The sequence below is a fragment of the Cupriavidus nantongensis genome (assembly GCF_041726985.1).
GTDB lineage: Bacteria > Pseudomonadota > Gammaproteobacteria > Burkholderiales > Burkholderiaceae > Cupriavidus > Cupriavidus nantongensis_A.
In genome coordinates this window covers 1,248,451-1,265,179 of sequence record NZ_CP168303.1, presented here as the reverse complement: position 1 = coordinate 1,265,179, position 16,729 = coordinate 1,248,451, and the positions used below count along the sequence as shown (strand labels likewise).

The following is a 16,729-nucleotide window of genomic DNA, read 5'->3' as shown; positions in this document are numbered from 1 at the left end:
ACCTTCCCCTCACCACTGGAGCCACACCCATGCTCGAACTCGAAACCCAACTGGTCAAGATCCTCCACATCAACACCCGCAACGAGAAGCACGGCGACGACAACGTGCTTGGCATCGACCTGAAGCTGCAGGCGCGCCTGTCTAACGACGTGCTGTCGCAGTTCTCGCCGACGCTGAAGTCGAGCTTCTACCACAAGGACGAGTCGGTGCAGGGCGACCTGGTGACCGATGCCGGCTACCTGCCGAACCTGAAGAACCCGAAGCTCGGCACGGTGAAGTGGGCCGGCGACTGGGAGCACCAGGTGCTGGTGATCCACAACGGTGTCACCGAGGCATTCGACATCGCCCTGGACGAGTCGAAGGTCAACAAGCTGGCCTTTGATTTTCAGGAGGGCGGCACCGTCTTCGTCAACTTCCGCGTGCAGGCGCACCCGGACGAGACCACCACCGCGAAGCTGCTGTCGCTGCTCGGCCAGGAGGTGCACATGAGCCTGCACTTCGACGAGCCGGCTGAGCTGCAGGAAGCTGCGTAACCAATGCACCCCGAGAGGGCCGCGCAGCTGAGCACCGCTGCAATCCGACTGCCGGCCGAGCGCTGGTCGTCAGAAGGTAGGCCCGCCATGAGATGACAGAAGCCGAGCCTCCGGCAACTGGCTGGAACCTGCACCGCTGCAGGTCACCCGTCGCAAGATGTCTCCGCCGCAGGGGAATGACACGACGCCGGACGAGGGTAACCGGCACCGATCAACGGGGCAAAGCGGATTCCGCGTAGCGCGCACGCACCTGGGGAGTATCAGGGACGCGGTGCAGCGAGTACCCCACCCCTTTCAACGGGCGGGCCATCGGCGGGACAACGCCGAGTCCCGATAAACAGCGCGCGACACCCTTTCTCCTTTGGTTGGAAGTCGCCGGCCCGCCCACCCCATATAGCGAGACCACAATGAACTTCGACCTTCAATCTCTCGGCTTCACCAAGGACGAACTGCAGGATCGCATTGTCGAGCGCATTTGCGAGCAGCTGCTCACGACCATCGACTACGACCCGCACAGCGAGACCGAGCAGCCCGTGGCGAGCCGCTTCCAGCAAGCCATCAAGGACATGGTCAAGAAGCGGATCGACGAAACGATCAGCGCGCTGGCGGAGCAATATGTCCTGCCCAACGTGGCGCAGTACATCGAGCAATTGACGCTACAGCAGACCAACCAATGGGGCGAGAAACAAGGCGCCCCGGTGACCTTCATCGAGTACTTGGTGAAGCGCGCCCAGAGCTACATGCAGGAGGAGGTCAACCACGACGGCAAGTCGAAGGCCGAAAGCGATCACTACTCCTGGCACGGCGCCAAGCAGTCCCGGATCACGTTCCTGATTGAGCGCCACCTGCACCACAGCATCGAAACCGCGATGAAGGACTCGCTGAAGATCGCCACGGGAGAGATTGCTCGCGGCCTCCACGAGACCACGCGCATCAAGCTCAACGAGATCGCGGCCGGCATGAAGGTCGCTGTTTCCACCAAGTAGGCGCGACCATGGCCTGGCCCCTCGGAACCACTGTCGACATGGCGACGCGCCGGCTGAGCGACGACATCGTCGACCTGGCGCGCGACTCCACTGCGCTGAAACGCGAGAACGCCGAACTGCGCCGGCGACTGATGACCGCCCAGCGCGCCGCCGAGCACGCTGAGGAAGCGCTGGCCATCAGCCGCCAGGCGCATGCCGTCATGACGCTGCAGATTGCGCAACTGGAGAGGCTGGCGCGCGAGCTGAAGCGCGCCGCGGTGACGCAGCCGCACTGGCCGCTCGCCCGCTGGGTGAAGTTCGGGCCGATGGCAACTCTCCTCGCAACGATCAAGGACCAATGAGATGAGCGAATCGACGACGCCGGCGCAGTGCCGGGACGAAGACTGGAACCTGGCCCGAGACTGCGGACTGATGGGCGCAACGCCGGGCACGAACGAATGGGATGCAGCACTGGGGCGCTTTGCTGATGGCGTACGCGCAACCCTCGGGCAACAGCCGCAACTGCGCGCGGCATCGATCATGATGTCTCGCCACTCACGCGCGATGCTGCTCAATATCCTGTGGCATCACCAAGGTGGAAGCTCTCCAGTCGGGCAGCCGATCCGTGCATTGCTTGGCATTGGCCAGCACGACCACCTGAACAACGATCAACTTGCAGAGGCAAAGTGGATCGATGCCCTGCTCGCCGCGCCGGCCGCACAGCCTGCGGAGAATGGCGAGCGCGCACAGATCATCGCCCGGGCAGTCGCCGTACACGGCCGGAAGTGGCCGGAGCAGCTGACATCCGGTGTCATGTTCTACGAGGGAGAGCGCATCACACGTGCCGAGTTCAACACGGAGGTGCGCGCATGATCGTCCGCGAATACAAGACTTTCGGCTTCTGCTGCGGCCTCGGCGGCGGCGCCAAGGGGTTCAAGAAGGCAGCGTCCCGCGTCGGCAACATGGTCGCGAAATGGCGCTGCATCGGCGGCATCGACGTCGACCCCGCCGCCGCGCGCGATTTCGAGACGCTGGTGGGCGTGCCGTGCACGGTCATGGACCTGTTCACGCGCCAGCAATACACGGCCTTCCACGGCAAAGAGCCGCCGGCAGGCTGGCGCGAGGCCCTGCCAGTCGACATCCGACGCGCTGCTGGCAATGAACGTCCGAACTGCGTCTTCATCTCGTCGCCGTGCAAGGGCGCCAGCGGTTTGCTGTCCGAGGCGCTGAGCCGCACGCCGAAGTACCAGGCTCTGAACGAGCTCACCTTGCGCTGCGTCTGGCTGATGTGCGAGGCCTGGAAGGATGACCCCGTCGAGCTGATCGTGTTCGAGAACGTGCCGCGGCTGGCCACGCGCGGCCGGCACCTGCTGGACCAGATCAACCAGATCCTGCGCCACTACGGCTACGCCGTGAACGAGACCACGCACGACTGCGGCGAGCTGGGCGGCCTGGCCCAGAGCCGCAAGCGCTTCCTGCTGGTGGCGCGCCACATGGAAAAGGTGCCGGCGTTCCTCTACGAGCCGGAGCTGAAGCGCCTGCAGGGCGTCGGCACCGTGCTGGGCCGCATGCCACAGCCTGGCGACGCCGCCGGCGGCCCGATGCACCGCGTGCCGTCGCTCCAGTGGAAGACTTGGGTCCGGCTGGCCTTCGTTGAGGCGGGCAGCGACTGGCGCAGTCTGAACCGCCTGGAGGTGGTCGACGGCCACCTGCGCGACTACCTGATCGTGCCGGAATACCGTGACGGCTACATGGGTGTGAACCGCTGGGATCAGCCGGCCGGAACCATCGCAGGGCGAAGCGGGCCGACCAATGGTGCGTTCTCCGTGGCGGACGTGCGCGCGCCGGCCAACGCCGCGCAGTATCAGCAGTATGGCGTGCTGCGCTGGGGCGAAACCTCGGGGACCATCACCGCAGGCACGAACCCTGGCCAGGGCACGTTCAGCGTGGCCGACCCGCGCCACGCCGGCCCCGCCAAGCACAACAACGAGTTCCGGATCGTGCCGTGGCAGCAGTCCGCCGGCGCCGTCACCAGCGCGCATGGCACCGGCCAGTGCGTGCAGGATCCACGCGCGTCAACTGGCTTCGAGGGCGCCGGCAAGTACCGCATCACCGGCTACGACGAGCCGGCCGGCACGGTGATTGCCCGCAGCGACACGGGCCAAGGTGCGTACGCCGTGGCAGACCCGCGCCCGGGCATGCGGCGCGAGCGTGGCGACAACTACCTGACCGGCGGCCACTACGGCGTGGTGAGCTGGGATCAGCCCAGCGGCGCGGTCTCAGCAGCTGCCGGCCACGACAACGGCCGCTGGTCGGTCGCCGATCCCCGCCTGCCGGCGGCGAACGACAAGCTGGTGGCCATCATCCGCGCGCTCGACGGCACCTGGCACCGGCCCTTCACCACGCTGGAGCTGGCGGCCATCCAGTCGCTGATCGAGCCCGAGGAATACCTGGAGCTGGACGGCCTGAGCGATCAGGCTTGGCGCGAGCGCATCGGCAACGCCGTGCCGCCGGACGCCGCGCAGGCGATTGCCGAGGTGATGGGCACCACCCTGCTGCTGGCCGAGACCGGTGAGACCTTCATGCTGTCGGCAACGCCGGTCTGGGTGCTGCCGGTGGCCGTGGCACTGTCGGTAGCCCAACATGCGGAGGCAGCATGACCATGGACCGCTACGACGAATTCCTGCGCGCCAAGATCAAGATGGCCCGCTTCGACGGCTTCGACGTTGAGCCGGGCGAGGTGAACCCACTGCTGTTCGGCCACCAGCGGGACATCGTCCGCTGGGCTGTCCAGGGCGGCAACCGCGGCATCTTCGCCTCGTTCGGCCTTGGCAAGTCGGTGATGCAGTGCGAGTGGGGCCGGCTCATGGTGGCGCGCGCCGGCGGAATGCTTCTGCTGGTCGCACCGCTTGGCGTGCGCCAGGAGCTGATCCGAGACGCGCGCATGCTGGGCGTCGACCTGCGCTTCATCCGCACCGATGCCGAGGTCGATGCTGGCCACCGCTACTACCTGACCAACTACGAGTCCGTGCGCGACGGCAAGCTGGATCCGCGCCGCTTCACTGCGGTGAGCCTGGATGAAGCATCGGTGCTGCGTTCCTTCGGCAGCAAGACATATCAGGAATTCCTGCCACTCTTTGAGGGCGTGCCATTCAAGCTAGTCAACACGGCCACGCCGAGTCCGAATCGCTTCAAGGAGCTGATCCACTACGCAGGCTTCCTCGGCCAGATGGATACCGGGCAGGCACTGACACGCTTCTTCCAGCGCGACAGCGAGAAGGCGGGCAACCTGACGCTCTACCCGCACAAGGAGCAGGAATTTTGGCTGTGGGTGAGCAGTTGGGCGGTTTTCATCCAGAAGCCATCCGATCTCGGCTACAGCGACGAAGGCTATGAGTTGCCGCCGCTCGATGTCCGTTACCACGAAGTGCCCACCGACTACAGCACGGCCGGTACCGACAAGATTGGCCAGGCGCTGATGTTCAACGACCCGGCGCTGGGCGTGCAGGCGGCGTCCTCCGAGAAGCGCAATAGCCTCGCCGCGCGCGTCGCGACGGCTGCCGGCCTGGTAGCCGAAGCGCCTGCTGACCACTTCGTAATCTGGCATGACCTCGAAATGGAGCGGCACGCCATTCAGCAGGCCTTGCCGGAGGCGGTGAGCGTCTGGGGTGCGCAGGACTTGGACGAGCGCGAGCAGCGAATCATCGACTTCGGTGAGGGGCGGTACCGCGTGCTGTCCACCAAGCCGGTCATCGCCGGCAGCGGCTGCAACTTTCAGCGGCACTGCCACCGCGCGATCTTCGCGGGCATCGGCTTCAAGTTCAACGACTTCATTCAGGCGATCCACCGCATCCAGCGCTTCCAGCAGCCGCATCCTTGCCGGGTGGACATCATCCACTCCGAGGCCGAGCGGGAGATCCTGCGGACGCTGCAGGAGAAGTGGCGCCAGCACGACGAAATGGTGCAGAAGATGACCGACATCATCAAGCAATACGGCCTGAGCCAGTTGGCCATGCAGGAAACGCTGGCACGCTCGATCGGCGTCAAGCGCATCGAGGCGGAAGGCCAATACTTCCGCGTGGCGAACAACGACTGCGTCGATGAGGCGCGCCGGCAGCCGGAGGCTTCGGTCGACCTGATCGTCACCTCGATTCCGTTCGCAAACCACTACGAGTACAGCCCCAGCTACAACGACTTCGGCCACACCGAGGACAACGCGCACTTCTGGCAGCAGATGGACTTCCTGACGCCCGAGCTGCTGCGGATCCTGAAGCCCGGCCGCATCTACTGCTGCCACGTGAAGGACCGGATCCTGTTCGGCAACGTGACTGGCGCCGGCGCGCCGACGGTCAGCCCGTTCCACGCTGAGGCTCTGTTCCATGGCCAGAAGCATGGCTTCGACTACATGGGCATGATTACCGTGGTCACGGACGTGGTTCGGGAGAACAACCAGACCTACCGCCTGGGCTGGTCGGAGCAGTGCAAGGACGGCACGAAGATGGGCGTCGGCAGCCCCGAGTACATCCTGATCTTCCGCCGGCCGCAGAGCGACCGCAGCAAGGGCTACGCTGACGCGCCGGTGCGCAAGGAAAAGGCCACCTACACCCGCGCGCGCTGGCAGGTGGACGCGCACGCCTTCTGGCGCTCGAGCGGCAATCGCCAACTCACTGCGGAGGAACTGGGCAAGCTGGGCCCGGACAAGCTGGCCAGGTTGTTCACCGAGCAGAGTCTGGCCAGCGTCTACGACTACGAGACACACGTCCGGATCGGCGAGGAACTGGAAGCCCGCGGAGCCCTGCCCTCCACCTTCATGAGCCTCGCGCCGGGCAGCCACCACCCCGAGGTCTGGCACGACATCAACCGCATGCGCACGCTCAACGGTGACCAGGTGCGCCGGAACGTCGAGCAGCACGTATGCCCGCTGCAGTTCGACATCGTCGACCGCCTGATCGAGCGATACAGCAATCCCGGCGAGCTGGTCTATGACCCGTTCGGCGGGCTGATGACCGTGCCCTACCGGGCGATCCTGAAGGGCCGGCGCGGCGGCGCGAGCGAGCTCAACCCGGCGTACTTCCTCGACGGTGTGCATTACCTGAAGGCTGCGGAACGTGAGGTATCAATGCCGACCCTGTTCGACTTCGAAGACATGGAGCGCGCAGCATGAGCACGACCACCCTGAAACGCTTAACCGCCTCCGAGGCACGCGAGATCGCCGGCCCGACACCCGCCGAGCGCGTCGATGCCGCACTGGACCAGATCCGCGCGGCCGCCGAGAACAAGAAGCGCTCGGTGGCGCTGCGCGACGACTTCTGGGTCAACGGTGGCTACGGCAGCGACCGCAGCACCCTGATGGCCAAACAGTACGACGAGGCCGTGAAGCAGCTCAAGGAGCTCGGCTACAAGGTGCGGTTCTTCTACGAAGAGCGGCAGTTCGTGGACATGTACACCATCGTGGAGTGGTAGCCGTGAAAGAACGCCCCATCCTCTTCAGCGGTGCCATGGTGCGCGCCATCCTCGACGGCCGGAAGACGCAGACGCGACGCGTGGCCAAAGAGTTCGATGGCCTGGACGTCGACAAGGTGCTGGCCAGGTTCCCGCATCAACGCGGCTGCCCCTATGGCGAGCCAGGCGACCGCCTGTGGGTGCGCGAGACGTTTTCCAGGCTCGAAGCATTCGACTTCTTCCACGCCGATGTACCAGAGGACGTACCTGGCTTCTGGTACTGGGCCGATGGCAACCCAACGTGGGGCGACTGGAGCCGACCGAAGCCCAGCATCCACATGCCGCGCGAGGCCTGCCGCATCCAGTTGGAAGTCACCGACGTGCGCGTCGAGCGGCTGAACGACTGCAGTGAGGCCGACGCGATCGCCGAGGGCATCGCGCCAGAGCTTGACGGCTGGACGGACTACAGCAACCCGAGCTGCCAGATGTTCATCAGCCCGGTGGACTCGTATCGCACCCTGTGGGACAGCATCAACGGGGCCGGCGCATGGGATGCCAACCCGTGGGTATGGGTGGTCGAATTTCGGAGGATCCACGCATGACGAACTACCCTCTCGCTTGGCCCGGCGGCTGGCCGCGCAAAACCGACAGCCAACGCGCCGACGCGCGATTCGGCCGCCAGGACAAGCGCACCGTCAACTACACCAACGGCACCAGCACGTCATGGCGAACGAAGAAGGCGCTGACCGTGTCCGACGGCGTGAACCGCGTTCTCGACGAGCTCGGCCGCCTCGGTGCGCGGCCCGGCTATACCGTCATCAGCACAAACGTGGCGGTGCGCCTGGACGGGCTGCCGCGCTCCGGCCAGCGCGAGCCAGCTGACCCCGGCGCCGCGGTCTACTGGCAGGACCGCGCCGGCGCGCCGCGCGTGATGGCCATCGACCAGTACCGCAGCGTCGCCGACAACCTGGCCGCCATCGCGGCTACGCTGGAAGCAATGCGCGCGATCGAGCGCCACGGCGGCGCCCAGATCCTCGAGCGGGCCTTCACCGGCTTCACCGCCCTGCCGTCCCCGGGCGCGGCTCGCGGCTGGCGCGAGATCATCGGCGTGCCGGCGGGCGAGCAGGATCTGGATGCCGTCCGTGCAGCGTTCCGCCGGCGCGCGCAAGCCGCTCACCCAGACCGGCCTGGAGGCTCGCACGACGACATGGCAGCACTCAACGCAGCGATGCGGCAGGCCGAGGAGGAGCTGTCATGACCGAATTCATCGTCGTGGCGGTTTGCCACACGACCCGCGACCACAGCTACATCACGCTCTGCCGGCCTGATGACCGCGGTTACACGCCGGTGGTGCCGCGCGCCGGCCGGTACAGCGGCGAGCAGGTCGCCCAGCACCTCGACTACTACAACACCGGCTACCACGTCGCGGTACCCGCTGCACTGATCGAAGAGATGGGCACCGAGCCGCCGGCCGGCTTCTTCGACTATGGAGGCCCGGCCGTGCTCAACACGCGCGCCAACTGGAAGCTGATTCTGGCCGCGGCGCCATGGGCGACTAAGTATCCGCCCGAGCCAGAGCCGTTCCGGAAGCAGAGGAAATCACATGATTGAGCACATCATCAAACCGAAGCGCCCCGCCGGCTCAGGCTGGGAGCAGATCAACGATGCCCCCACGCTCGCCCTCCTGCGGAAGAACGTGGGCGCGTTTGCCACCGAAATCTGGTACCACGCAGAGACCCGCGTTCAGGTTTTCAGCGCCGTCGAGGTGGCGCGCGATCAGGGCCAGCCTGATCTCGGCCCGGAATACCACCTCAGCATGAGCAAGTACCAGAACAGCATGTCGGCGCCGGGCCGCACCACGACGGCCGAGGCCTTGTGGGTGCTGGCGCAGTTCGACCTGATCGACGCCACCGAGGACAACCACGTGCCGAACGGCAAGGTGCGCAACTTTTGGCGGCCGGTGGCAGATCACCTGTCCGGATACGAGTGTCCCTGCCAGGACGACGAGCCTGCAATCCGTGAGGACAAGGGCGACTATGTATGGCGCGGCGTGACGAAATGACGGAGCGAGGATGAAACGACTGATCGAAACCACCTTCGACGGCGAAGCCGGCTGCATCCTCTCCGACTGTGAGCAATACCGGTACCGGCTCTGGCGAGATTGGGACCGCAGCCGGCCGGGGCTGGGCTTCATCATGCTGAACCCGTCTACGGCCGACCACCAGGTCAACGACCCGACGATTACGCGCTGCCTGCAGCGCGCGCTGGCCGGCAAGTATGGCCGGCTGGAGGTGGTGAACCTGTATCCCCTGCGCTCTACCGATCCCGACGGACTGCTGACGTATTCGGCGCCGCTGGGCGACCGGCCCGACCGCAACGAGTGCGCCATCATGGATGCGCTCGACCGGTGCTCGCTGGTTATCTGCGCCTGGGGCGCGCACAAGGCGGCGCCGGCGCGCGCGGCGGAAGTGTTGCGAATCGTCCGCATGTGCGGCCGTGGCAACCTGCTCTACCACTTGGGATTGAACCAGGACGGCAGCCCGAAGCATCCCCTCTACATCGCGGCGAACCCGGCCCGAGCGGTTCACAGCCGATAGCCTGTAATCCAAAAATACAACGTATAGCCTGTAAATGCAGCAGCAAGCAGAACGCATCATTGCGACAACCCGGCAACACTGGGAGCGGCCGATGGACAACAGACTCATGAGCGAGCAGGACCTGCAGGACGTCACCGGCCTGAAACGCCGAAGCCTGCAGGTGCAGTGGTTCCAGCGGCACTTTGGCGTCACGCCCGTGCAGCGCGCGGACGGCCGGGTCATCATGACCTGGTCGGCTTTCGAAGGGCTGCAAGCCAAGCGCGCCGGCGTCCTGCCCGGTGCAACAGCGCCGGCCCGCACTCCCCTTATCCCGATCCGGAAGGCAGCATGAACGCACGGCGCCGCACGAAAGCCGACGGGCTACCCAGCCGGGTCTACATTCGGTACGGCAGCTTTTTCTGGGTCCGGAACACCGACGAGAAGTGGATCAAGCTATGCCGGGTCGACGAAGGCGAGACGCGCATGTTCGAGCGCTTGGCCGAGGAAAAGCGCAAGACCGAGGTCGACGGGGACGAAGGCAGCATGTCGCGGCTGGTTGCCGTCTACATGGAGCAGCACGCCAGGCACTACGCGGAATCGTTCCGGGAGGAATGGCGCCGCCGCGGCGAGGACGTCCGGAAGGCGTTCAAGCACCACGGCATCGAGGAGGTCGACCCGGGCGCCGTCCAGGATTTCCTGCTCGACAATTGGCCGGACAAGCTGCCGACCCAGACCGCCATGAAGGGCTGGCTGTCGAAGTTCTTCGCCTGGGCGGTGTTGCGCCGGCACATCACCCTCAATCCGTGCCGCGAGGTGGCTCTGAAGAAGCCGAAGACACGCAAGGTCTACATTCCGCACAACCACTTCCTTGCGATCCGGGCCGCCCTGGCCACCTACACGTACAGGAAAGCGGTCGGCGGGAAGGTGCAGGAGGTCACGGCGAAGGTGCCGACGGGCCCGGAGATGCAGGTGTTCGTCGACCTGTGCTACCTCACCTGCCAGCGGTCGACCGACATCCGGGAGCTCCGCTGGCTGCAGGTTGACCGCCTCGCCGGGGTCATCCACTTCATCCCCAGCAAGACGGCCGACAGCAGCGGCGAGGCGGTGGACTGGCCGATCACGCCGGAAATCGACGAGGTGCTGCGCCGCGCCAAGGAGCTCCAGCGCGACCTCAAGGTGCAGTCACTGACCGGTCACGTCGTGACGGACCGCAATGGGAAACCCAAGACCGCGGCGGCGTGCCGGGACGCCTGGCGCGATGCGCTGGTGCGGGCAAAGCTAGACGGCAAAGACTACACGGTGAAGGACATCCGGGCCAAGGCGCTCACGGACGCGAAGAAGGCGGGGTACGACATCGAGGCCCTGCAGGTTGCGGGCGCGCACACGGATCGCGCCACCACCGAAGGCTACATCAAGCAGCGGGAGGTACCGGTCTCGACGGTGCGTCTGCACCTTCCGGCTGCCTGAATATTGGATGTCATCCAAAAAGAAGGCCCACAGCGCTACCCAGCGCGGGCAATAAAAAACCCGCTTGGCCTTATACCAAGCGGGTTCTGTCTGGTCGGGGCGAGAGGATTTGAACCTCCGACCACCTGCACCCCATGCAGGTACGCTACCAGGCTGCGCTACGCCCCGAAGCAAAAGATTATAACAGAAGCATTTCTCGTATGACTAGGTCCCGACGTGGAAATTATCCGTGCTTCGCGATCTCGCGCAGTTGCGCCAGCAGGTGCTGCACGTCGACCAGCGCATTGCGCAGGCCGGCGATGTCGACCGACAATGCCGGCGCTTGCTCCACGCCGGCTTCCATCGATTCCTGCGTTGCCGCGGCCGCGCTGTGATGACGGCCTTCGTCGAGGCGATTGCGCGCGCCGTTGATGGTGAAGCCCTGCTCGTAGAGCAGCTCGCGGATGCGGCGGATCAGCAGGACTTCATGGTGCTGGTAGTAGCGGCGATTGCCGCGGCGCTTGACCGGCTTGAGCTGCGTGAACTCCTGCTCCCAGTAGCGCAGCACGTGCGGCTTGACGGCGCAAAGCTCGCTCACCTCACCGATGGTGAAGTAGCGCTTGGCCGGGATCGGCGGCAACGCGATGCGGTCGCTGGGTTTGTCCGACATGCAGTGTGTAGACGAGCGTCAGGCCATGCCGGCCAGGAGGTTGGCGCGCGCCACGCGCGCGCCCAGAAGGATACCGATGCCGGCCTCGGGAAGCAATCCGCCGTTCGGGTGACGGGTCAGCCGGCGATGCCGGCGCGTTCTTCGACCAGGCCCTTGAGCTTCTGGCTGGCGTGGAACGTCACCACGCGGCGCGCGGTGATGGGGATGACTTCGCCGGTCTTCGGATTGCGGCCGGGCCGCTGCGGCTTGTCGCGCAACTGGAAGTTGCCGAAGCCGGAAAGCTTGACGCTGTCGCCCTGCTCCAGCGCTTCGCGGATGACATCGAAGAAGGCCTCGACCATGTCCTTCGATTCACGCTTGTTCAGGCCCACCTGGTCGAACAGCATCTCGGCAAGCTCGGCCTTGGTCAGCGTGGGAACTTCGGTCGCGCGGGCGTCCGGCATTGCATCGTCAAGGGAGGATGCCTGCCGGTCGCTCATCTCACCCAGTGCTGCAGCGGTCATGGAATTCGCGTCTCGATCATTCATGTCGATCGCTCGAGTGTCTGTCTGGCGATCCGCCCGGGGCGAGCCCGGGCGCCCTTTTTTATGGTGCTCCGTCGGTGCTGGCGACGGATCAGCCGCGCAGCCGCGCCTGGAAGGCTTCGGCCAGCGCGTCGACCATGCAGCGCACCGCGCTGTCGACGGTTTCGTCCTGGAGGGTCGACCCAGTATCTTGCAAGGTCACCCGGAACGCAAGGCTTTTCTCGTCCGCGCCGATGGCCGTGGAAGCCCCCTTGGGACGGAACTCGTCGAACAGCACCAGGCCCTGGCAGAAGCGGCCGTAACCCTGTTTTTCCAGGGCCGCGCGCATAGTGTCGAGCAGGTCCTGCACGCGTACGGATTGCTTCACGACCACGGCCAGGTCACGCACGGCGGCGGGGAACTTGGAGATCTCGGTGTACGCCGGCAGGCCGGTGCCGCGCAGCGCGTCGAGCCGCAGCTCGAACAGCACCGGCGCATGCGCCAGCTCATATTCCTGCAGCCAGCGCGGATGCAGTTCGCCAACCACGCCCACCGGCTGGCCGTCGAGCAGCACGCGCGCGGCGCGGCCCGGATGCAGCGCCGGGTGCGAGACCGGCTCGAAGCGCGGCACGCGCGGATGGAACAGCGCCTCGACATCGCCCTTGATATCGAAGAAGTCGACATTGCGCGTGGCAACGCCCCACTGCTCTTCGAACGCCGGGCCGTAGGCGATGCCCGCGGCCATCATCGGCTGGTCATAGCCGGCCACGGTGAGCCCGCCGTCGCTGACTTCGGCGTCGCGATGGAACACGCGTCCCACCTCGAACAGGCGCACGCGCGCGGCCTTGCGGTTGAGGTTGTAGCGCACCTTGTCGACCAGCCCGCCGATCAGCGTCGAGCGCATCACCGCCAGCTGGCTGGCGATCGGGTTGAGCAGGCGGATCGGCTTGTCGTTGGCGGCGAAGTCGCGCTCCCACTTCTCTTCGACGAAGGCGAAGTTGATCACTTCCTGGTAGTCGCGCGCGGCCACAGCATGGCGCACCACGTGGGTCGAGCGGCTGGCTTCGTTGGTCGGGCGCATTTCGCTTTCGGCAACCGGCGGGCGCGCCGGGATGCGCTCGAAACCGTAGATGCGCGCGACTTCCTCGATCAGGTCTTCCTCGATCTCGATGTCGAAGCGGTAGCTCGGCGGCGTGACTTCGAACACCTCGCCTTCGGCGCCCTGCGCACGCGTGAACGGCAGCTGCAGGCGCTGGAACACGTCGGCGATGGCCGCCGGCGACAGTTCGATGCCGAGCACGCGCTCGGCGCGCGCGACGCGCAGGCTGACCGGCTTGCGCACCGGCAGGTTGACCACGTGGTCGTCGACCGGGCCGGCCTGGCCGCCGCAGATGTCGAGGATCAGCGCAGTGATGCGCTCGATATGCTCGACCGTGGTGGCGTAGTCCACGCCGCGCTCGAAACGATGCCCGGCGTCGGTCGAGAAGTTGTAGCGGCGGCTGCGGCCCTGGATCGCGGCCGGCCACCAGAACGCGGCTTCAAGATAGATGTCGGTGGTGTCCAGCGTGACCGCGGTGCTGTCGCCGCCCATGATGCCGGCCAGGCTCTCGATTTCCTTGTCGTCGGCGATAACGCCGACCTGCTCGTCGACCTCGATGGTGTTGCCGTTCAGCAGCTTGATCTGCTCGCCCTTGCGGCCCCAGCGCACATCCAGGCCGCCGTGGATCTTGTGCAGGTCGAACACGTGCGACGGGCGGCCCAGCTCCAGCATCACGTAGTTCGAGATATCGACCAGCGCCGACACGCTGCGCTGGCCCGAGCGCTCCAGCCGCTGCACCATCCACAGCGGGGTGGCGGCACGCGCGTTGACGCCGCGGATAATGCGCCCGGAGAAACGTCCGCACAGGTCCGGCGCCGACACCTTGACCGGCAGCTTGTCCTGGATCGTCACCGGCACCGGCTTCATGTCGGGCAGGTTCAGCGCGGCACCGGTCAGCGCCGACACTTCGCGCGCCACGCCGTGGATCGACAGGCAGTCGGCCTTGTTCGGCGTCAGCTTGATGACGAAGACCTGGTCGTCGAGGTCCAGGTACTGGCGGATGCTCTGGCCGACGGGCGCGTCTTCCGGCAGCACCATCAGGCCGCCGTGGTCTTCCGACAGCTTCAGCTCGCGCGCCGAGCACAGCATGCCGTAGCTGTCGACGCCACGCAGCTTGCCGACCTTGATCTCGAACGGCTTGCCGCCTTCCTCTGCCGGCGGCAGCACCGCGCCGACCAGCGCGCACGGCACCTTGATGCCGGGCTTGACGTTGGGCGCGCCGCAGACGATCTGCAGGGTTTCGCCGGTGCCGGCATCGACCTGGCACACGTTGAGGCGGTCGGCATTGGGATGGCGCTCGGTCGACAGCACGTGCGCGACCACCACCTTGTCGAACGGCGGCGCGACCGGGCCCACCTCTTCCACTTCGAGGCCGGCCATGGTCAGGCTGTGCGACAGCGCGTCGGTGGAGATCTTTTCAGGGTTGGCGAAGGTGCGAAGCCAGGATTCCGAGAATTGCATGGCGCTTCTGATCCGGTGAGTATTCTGTGTAGTCGGTGACGAGTTTGACGTTGCGCCGTTCAGGCGAACTGGCGCAGGAAGCGCACGTCGCCCTCGAAGAACAGGCGCAGGTCGTTGATGCCATAGCGCAGCATGGTCAGGCGCTCGAGGCCGGAGCCGAACGCGAAACCGATATAGCGCTCGGGATCGAGGCCCATGTTGCGCAGCACGTTCGGATGCACCTGGCCCGAACCGGAGATTTCCAGCCATTTCCCATTGCCGAAGGCCATGTCGATCTCCGCCGACGGCTCGGTGAACGGGAAGTACGACGGACGGAAGCGCACCTGGATGTCGTCGCGCTCGAAGAACTTGCGCAGGAAATCGGTGTACACGCCCTTCAGATCGGCGAAGCTGACGTCCTCGCCGATCCACAGGCCTTCGACCTGGTTGAACATCGGCGAGTGGGTCGCGTCGCTGTCGACGCGATAGGTGCGGCCCGGGCAGATCACCTTGATCGGCGGCATCGCCTTGCCGGCGTACTTCTCCACGTGCATCCTGGCGTAGCGCACCTGCATCGGGCTGGTATGCGTGCGCAACAGCAGCAGCTTGTCTTCGCTGTCGCGGCCATCCACGTAGAAGGTGTCCTGCATCGAACGCGCCGGATGGTTGTCCGGGTTGTTCAGCGCGGTGAAGTTCATCCAGTCGGTTTCGATCTCGGGGCCGTCGGCCACGTCGAAGCCGATCGAGCCGAAGATCTGCTCGACGCGCTCCCAGGTGCGCATCACCGGATGCAGGCTGCCGCGCGCCACCGCGCGGCCCGGCAGCGTGACGTCGATGGCCTCGGCGGCCAGGCGTGCGTTCATCAGCGCGTCGGCCAGCGCCTGGCGGCGCGCCTGCAGCGCGGCTTCCACCTGCTGCTTGACCTGGTTGATGCGCGCGCCCTCGCTCTTGCGGGTCTCCGGGTCGAGCTTGCCGAGGCCCTTGAGCAGTTCGGTCAGCGCGCCGGTCTTGCCGAGGAAGCGAGCCTTCTCGTTTTCCAGCGTGGCGTTGTCATTGGCGGCGGCGAAAGCGGCCTGGGCGTCGGCGACGATTTGGTCCAGATCCTGAGACATGGCGGCGGTCGTGGAGTGTTCTGGCGTCGGCGCAACCCTGTCAAACGACAAGGCCGGCCCGACGTGGGTTGGCACTTCGTGCGGTATGCGTTTCCGGATGCGGTCTCGTCAACAATCGCAAAACGGCATCCGGAAACGCAAAGAAAAACGGGGCTCGGTGAGGAGCCCCGTTTCAGCAGACCTTGCGGTCAGCGGTCGACCTTGCGGTCGGTGCTTGCCCGGCTACGCTTGCGCGCGGCCGGAGCCGGCATCAGGCAACGGTGGCTTTCACCTGGTTGACGATGGCGGCAAAGGCAGGCTTGTCGTGGATAGCCATGTCCGACAGCACCTTGCGGTCCAGTTCAATCGAGGCCTTCTTCAGGCCGTTCATGAACACGCTGTAGGTCATGCCATGCTCACGCGTCGCGGCATTGATACGCGCAATCCACAGTGCGCGGAACACGCGCTTCTTGTTGCGGCGATCGCGGTACGCGTACTGGCCGGCACGCATGACCGCCTGCTTGGCGATGCGATAGACATTATTGCGACGGCCGCGGTAACCCTTGGCAGCGTCGATAACCTTCTTGTGACGGGCCCGTGCAGTGACCCCACGCTTTACTCGAGGCATGTAATTCTCCTTTCGTTGTCGTCAGGGGTTATGCGTAAGGCATCATCGCGCGCACCGACTTCAGGTTCGTCTCATGGACGTCCTGAGTACCGCGCAGTTGACGCTTGTTCTTGGTGGTCTTCTTGGTCAGGATGTGACGCTTGAAGGCCTGGCCACGCTTGAACGAACCGTTCGGACGGGCAGTAAAGCGCTTGGAGGCGCTTTTCTTCGTCTTCATCTTCGGCATGAAAAACTCCAGCTCATATGACATGCATGCAGGTGGACGGCTCACGCCGACGCTTGCAAGACCCGCATCCACTTGTTGTTGCACGATGGCCCTTGCGGACCCCGCGCGAC

20 protein-coding genes and 1 tRNA gene are annotated in these 16,729 nt (G+C 65.6%); 14 read left to right on the top strand and 7 right to left on the bottom strand.

The genetic code is table 11. From position 1 onward, the window contains the following. The first annotated feature begins 29 nt into the window (after positions 1-29). The 14 genes from ACEI37_RS17055 (at position 30) to ACEI37_RS16990 (ending at position 10,983) form a co-directional block, all read left to right on the top strand. On the top strand, positions 30-533 hold the full coding sequence (locus tag ACEI37_RS17055; protein ID WP_373379865.1) for a hypothetical protein: 504 nt from the start codon (positions 30-32) through the stop codon (positions 531-533). Between the two features lie 407 nt (positions 534-940). After that, entirely contained in the window at positions 941-1,519 is a 579-nt protein-coding gene (locus ACEI37_RS17050) for a hypothetical protein (protein WP_373379864.1), read from the top strand. 8 nt (positions 1,520-1,527) lie between these two features. Then, complete coding sequence (locus tag ACEI37_RS17045) at positions 1,528-1,860, top strand: hypothetical protein (RefSeq protein WP_373379863.1); 333 nt, start codon at positions 1,528-1,530, stop codon at positions 1,858-1,860. 1 nt (position 1,861) lies between these two features. Then, complete coding sequence (locus ACEI37_RS17040; protein WP_373379862.1) at positions 1,862-2,371, top strand: hypothetical protein; 510 nt, start codon at positions 1,862-1,864, stop codon at positions 2,369-2,371. Continuing rightward, positions 2,368-4,158 (top strand): DNA cytosine methyltransferase, encoded by a 1,791-nt coding sequence (locus tag ACEI37_RS17035; protein WP_373379861.1) that lies wholly within the window; start codon positions 2,368-2,370, stop codon positions 4,156-4,158. Before ACEI37_RS17040 ends, ACEI37_RS17035 begins: the two co-directional genes overlap by 4 nt. Before the next feature lie 2 nt (positions 4,159-4,160). Further along, the gene (locus tag ACEI37_RS17030; protein ID WP_373379860.1) at positions 4,161-6,662 is read left to right on the top strand and encodes a DNA methyltransferase; all 2,502 of its coding nucleotides are present in this window, start codon (positions 4,161-4,163) and stop codon (positions 6,660-6,662) included. After that, complete coding sequence (locus ACEI37_RS17025; RefSeq protein WP_373379859.1) at positions 6,659-6,961, top strand: hypothetical protein; 303 nt, start codon at positions 6,659-6,661, stop codon at positions 6,959-6,961. Before ACEI37_RS17030 ends, ACEI37_RS17025 begins: the two co-directional genes overlap by 4 nt. Before the next feature lie 2 nt (positions 6,962-6,963). Continuing rightward, positions 6,964-7,542 carry a hypothetical protein gene (locus tag ACEI37_RS17020; RefSeq protein WP_373379858.1) on the top strand — a complete coding sequence of 193 codons (579 nt, stop codon included), beginning with the start codon at positions 6,964-6,966 and terminating at the stop codon, positions 7,540-7,542. Further along, positions 7,539-8,198 carry a hypothetical protein gene (locus tag ACEI37_RS17015; RefSeq protein ID WP_373379857.1) on the top strand — a complete coding sequence of 220 codons (660 nt, stop codon included), beginning with the start codon at positions 7,539-7,541 and terminating at the stop codon, positions 8,196-8,198. Before ACEI37_RS17020 ends, ACEI37_RS17015 begins: the two co-directional genes overlap by 4 nt. Further along, the gene (locus tag ACEI37_RS17010; RefSeq protein ID WP_373379856.1) at positions 8,195-8,551 is read left to right on the top strand and encodes a hypothetical protein; all 357 of its coding nucleotides are present in this window, start codon (positions 8,195-8,197) and stop codon (positions 8,549-8,551) included. Before ACEI37_RS17015 ends, ACEI37_RS17010 begins: the two co-directional genes overlap by 4 nt. Then, positions 8,544-9,002 (top strand): hypothetical protein, encoded by a 459-nt coding sequence (locus ACEI37_RS17005; RefSeq protein WP_373379855.1) that lies wholly within the window; start codon positions 8,544-8,546, stop codon positions 9,000-9,002. The genes ACEI37_RS17010 and ACEI37_RS17005 overlap by 8 nt, the downstream gene beginning before the upstream one ends. Before the next feature lie 10 nt (positions 9,003-9,012). Further along, the gene (locus ACEI37_RS17000) at positions 9,013-9,537 is read left to right on the top strand and encodes a DUF1643 domain-containing protein (protein ID WP_373379854.1); all 525 of its coding nucleotides are present in this window, start codon (positions 9,013-9,015) and stop codon (positions 9,535-9,537) included. Positions 9,538-9,643: 106 nt separating this feature from the next. Next, positions 9,644-9,868 (top strand): DUF4224 domain-containing protein, encoded by a 225-nt coding sequence (locus ACEI37_RS16995; protein WP_373379853.1) that lies wholly within the window; start codon positions 9,644-9,646, stop codon positions 9,866-9,868. Next, positions 9,865-10,983, top strand: a complete 1,119-nt coding sequence (locus tag ACEI37_RS16990; protein ID WP_373379852.1) for a tyrosine-type recombinase/integrase — start codon at positions 9,865-9,867, stop codon at positions 10,981-10,983. The genes ACEI37_RS16995 and ACEI37_RS16990 overlap by 4 nt, the downstream gene beginning before the upstream one ends. 91 nt (positions 10,984-11,074) lie before the next feature. On the opposite strand, the gene ACEI37_RS16985 is transcribed toward ACEI37_RS16990, so the two are convergent. From ACEI37_RS16985 to rpmI, 7 genes are all read right to left on the bottom strand, one after another. Continuing rightward, positions 11,075-11,151: transfer RNA gene (locus ACEI37_RS16985), tRNA-Pro, on the bottom strand. 55 nt (positions 11,152-11,206) lie between these two features. Beyond that, positions 11,207-11,632: a MerR family transcriptional regulator gene (locus ACEI37_RS16980; RefSeq protein WP_373379851.1), complete on the bottom strand. Its 426-nt coding sequence runs from the start codon at positions 11,630-11,632 to the stop codon at positions 11,207-11,209. A 116-nt stretch (positions 11,633-11,748) separates the two neighbouring features. Further along, positions 11,749-12,159 carry an integration host factor subunit alpha gene (locus ACEI37_RS16975; protein WP_026200608.1) on the bottom strand — a complete coding sequence of 137 codons (411 nt, stop codon included), beginning with the start codon at positions 12,157-12,159 and terminating at the stop codon, positions 11,749-11,751. 88 nt (positions 12,160-12,247) lie between these two features. Then, complete coding sequence (gene pheT, locus ACEI37_RS16970; RefSeq protein WP_373379850.1) at positions 12,248-14,695, bottom strand: phenylalanine--tRNA ligase subunit beta; 2,448 nt, start codon at positions 14,693-14,695, stop codon at positions 12,248-12,250. 59 nt (positions 14,696-14,754) lie between these two features. Next, a complete protein-coding gene (gene pheS / locus ACEI37_RS16965; protein WP_012352553.1) occupies positions 14,755-15,786 on the bottom strand; it encodes a phenylalanine--tRNA ligase subunit alpha in 1,032 nt (343 codons plus the stop codon). Between the two features lie 250 nt (positions 15,787-16,036). Next, positions 16,037-16,393 (bottom strand): 50S ribosomal protein L20, encoded by a 357-nt coding sequence (rplT, locus tag ACEI37_RS16960; protein ID WP_008650487.1) that lies wholly within the window; start codon positions 16,391-16,393, stop codon positions 16,037-16,039. A gap of 28 nt (positions 16,394-16,421) precedes the next feature. Continuing rightward, the gene (rpmI, locus tag ACEI37_RS16955; RefSeq protein WP_006575466.1) at positions 16,422-16,619 is read right to left on the bottom strand and encodes a 50S ribosomal protein L35; all 198 of its coding nucleotides are present in this window, start codon (positions 16,617-16,619) and stop codon (positions 16,422-16,424) included. Positions 16,620-16,729: the final 110 nt, after the last annotated feature.

What these genes read in the sequence shown, in the direction of transcription:
- ACEI37_RS17030 (WP_373379860.1), top strand. Translation starts at nt 4,161, where the DNA reads ATGGACCGCTACGACGAATTCCTGCGCGCCAAGATCAAGATGGCCCGC.
- rplT (WP_008650487.1), bottom strand. Translation starts at nt 16,393, where the DNA reads ATGCCTCGAGTAAAGCGTGGGGTCACTGCACGGGCCCGTCACAAGAAG.
- ACEI37_RS17040 (WP_373379862.1), top strand. Translation starts at nt 1,862, where the DNA reads ATGAGCGAATCGACGACGCCGGCGCAGTGCCGGGACGAAGACTGGAAC.
- ACEI37_RS16975 (WP_026200608.1), bottom strand. Translation starts at nt 12,159, where the DNA reads ATGAATGATCGAGACGCGAATTCCATGACCGCTGCAGCACTGGGTGAG.
- pheT (WP_373379850.1), bottom strand. Translation starts at nt 14,695, where the DNA reads ATGCAATTCTCGGAATCCTGGCTTCGCACCTTCGCCAACCCTGAAAAG.
- ACEI37_RS16980 (WP_373379851.1), bottom strand. Translation starts at nt 11,632, where the DNA reads ATGTCGGACAAACCCAGCGACCGCATCGCGTTGCCGCCGATCCCGGCC.
- ACEI37_RS17045 (WP_373379863.1), top strand. Translation starts at nt 1,528, where the DNA reads ATGGCCTGGCCCCTCGGAACCACTGTCGACATGGCGACGCGCCGGCTG.
- ACEI37_RS17055 (WP_373379865.1), top strand. Translation starts at nt 30, where the DNA reads ATGCTCGAACTCGAAACCCAACTGGTCAAGATCCTCCACATCAACACC.
- ACEI37_RS17015 (WP_373379857.1), top strand. Translation starts at nt 7,539, where the DNA reads ATGACGAACTACCCTCTCGCTTGGCCCGGCGGCTGGCCGCGCAAAACC.
- ACEI37_RS17025 (WP_373379859.1), top strand. Translation starts at nt 6,659, where the DNA reads ATGAGCACGACCACCCTGAAACGCTTAACCGCCTCCGAGGCACGCGAG.
- ACEI37_RS17035 (WP_373379861.1), top strand. Translation starts at nt 2,368, where the DNA reads ATGATCGTCCGCGAATACAAGACTTTCGGCTTCTGCTGCGGCCTCGGC.
- ACEI37_RS16995 (WP_373379853.1), top strand. Translation starts at nt 9,644, where the DNA reads ATGAGCGAGCAGGACCTGCAGGACGTCACCGGCCTGAAACGCCGAAGC.
- ACEI37_RS17010 (WP_373379856.1), top strand. Translation starts at nt 8,195, where the DNA reads ATGACCGAATTCATCGTCGTGGCGGTTTGCCACACGACCCGCGACCAC.
- ACEI37_RS17050 (WP_373379864.1), top strand. Translation starts at nt 941, where the DNA reads ATGAACTTCGACCTTCAATCTCTCGGCTTCACCAAGGACGAACTGCAG.
- pheS (WP_012352553.1), bottom strand. Translation starts at nt 15,786, where the DNA reads ATGTCTCAGGATCTGGACCAAATCGTCGCCGACGCCCAGGCCGCTTTC.
- ACEI37_RS16990 (WP_373379852.1), top strand. Translation starts at nt 9,865, where the DNA reads ATGAACGCACGGCGCCGCACGAAAGCCGACGGGCTACCCAGCCGGGTC.
- ACEI37_RS17005 (WP_373379855.1), top strand. Translation starts at nt 8,544, where the DNA reads ATGATTGAGCACATCATCAAACCGAAGCGCCCCGCCGGCTCAGGCTGG.
- ACEI37_RS17000 (WP_373379854.1), top strand. Translation starts at nt 9,013, where the DNA reads ATGAAACGACTGATCGAAACCACCTTCGACGGCGAAGCCGGCTGCATC.
- rpmI (WP_006575466.1), bottom strand. Translation starts at nt 16,619, where the DNA reads ATGCCGAAGATGAAGACGAAGAAAAGCGCCTCCAAGCGCTTTACTGCC.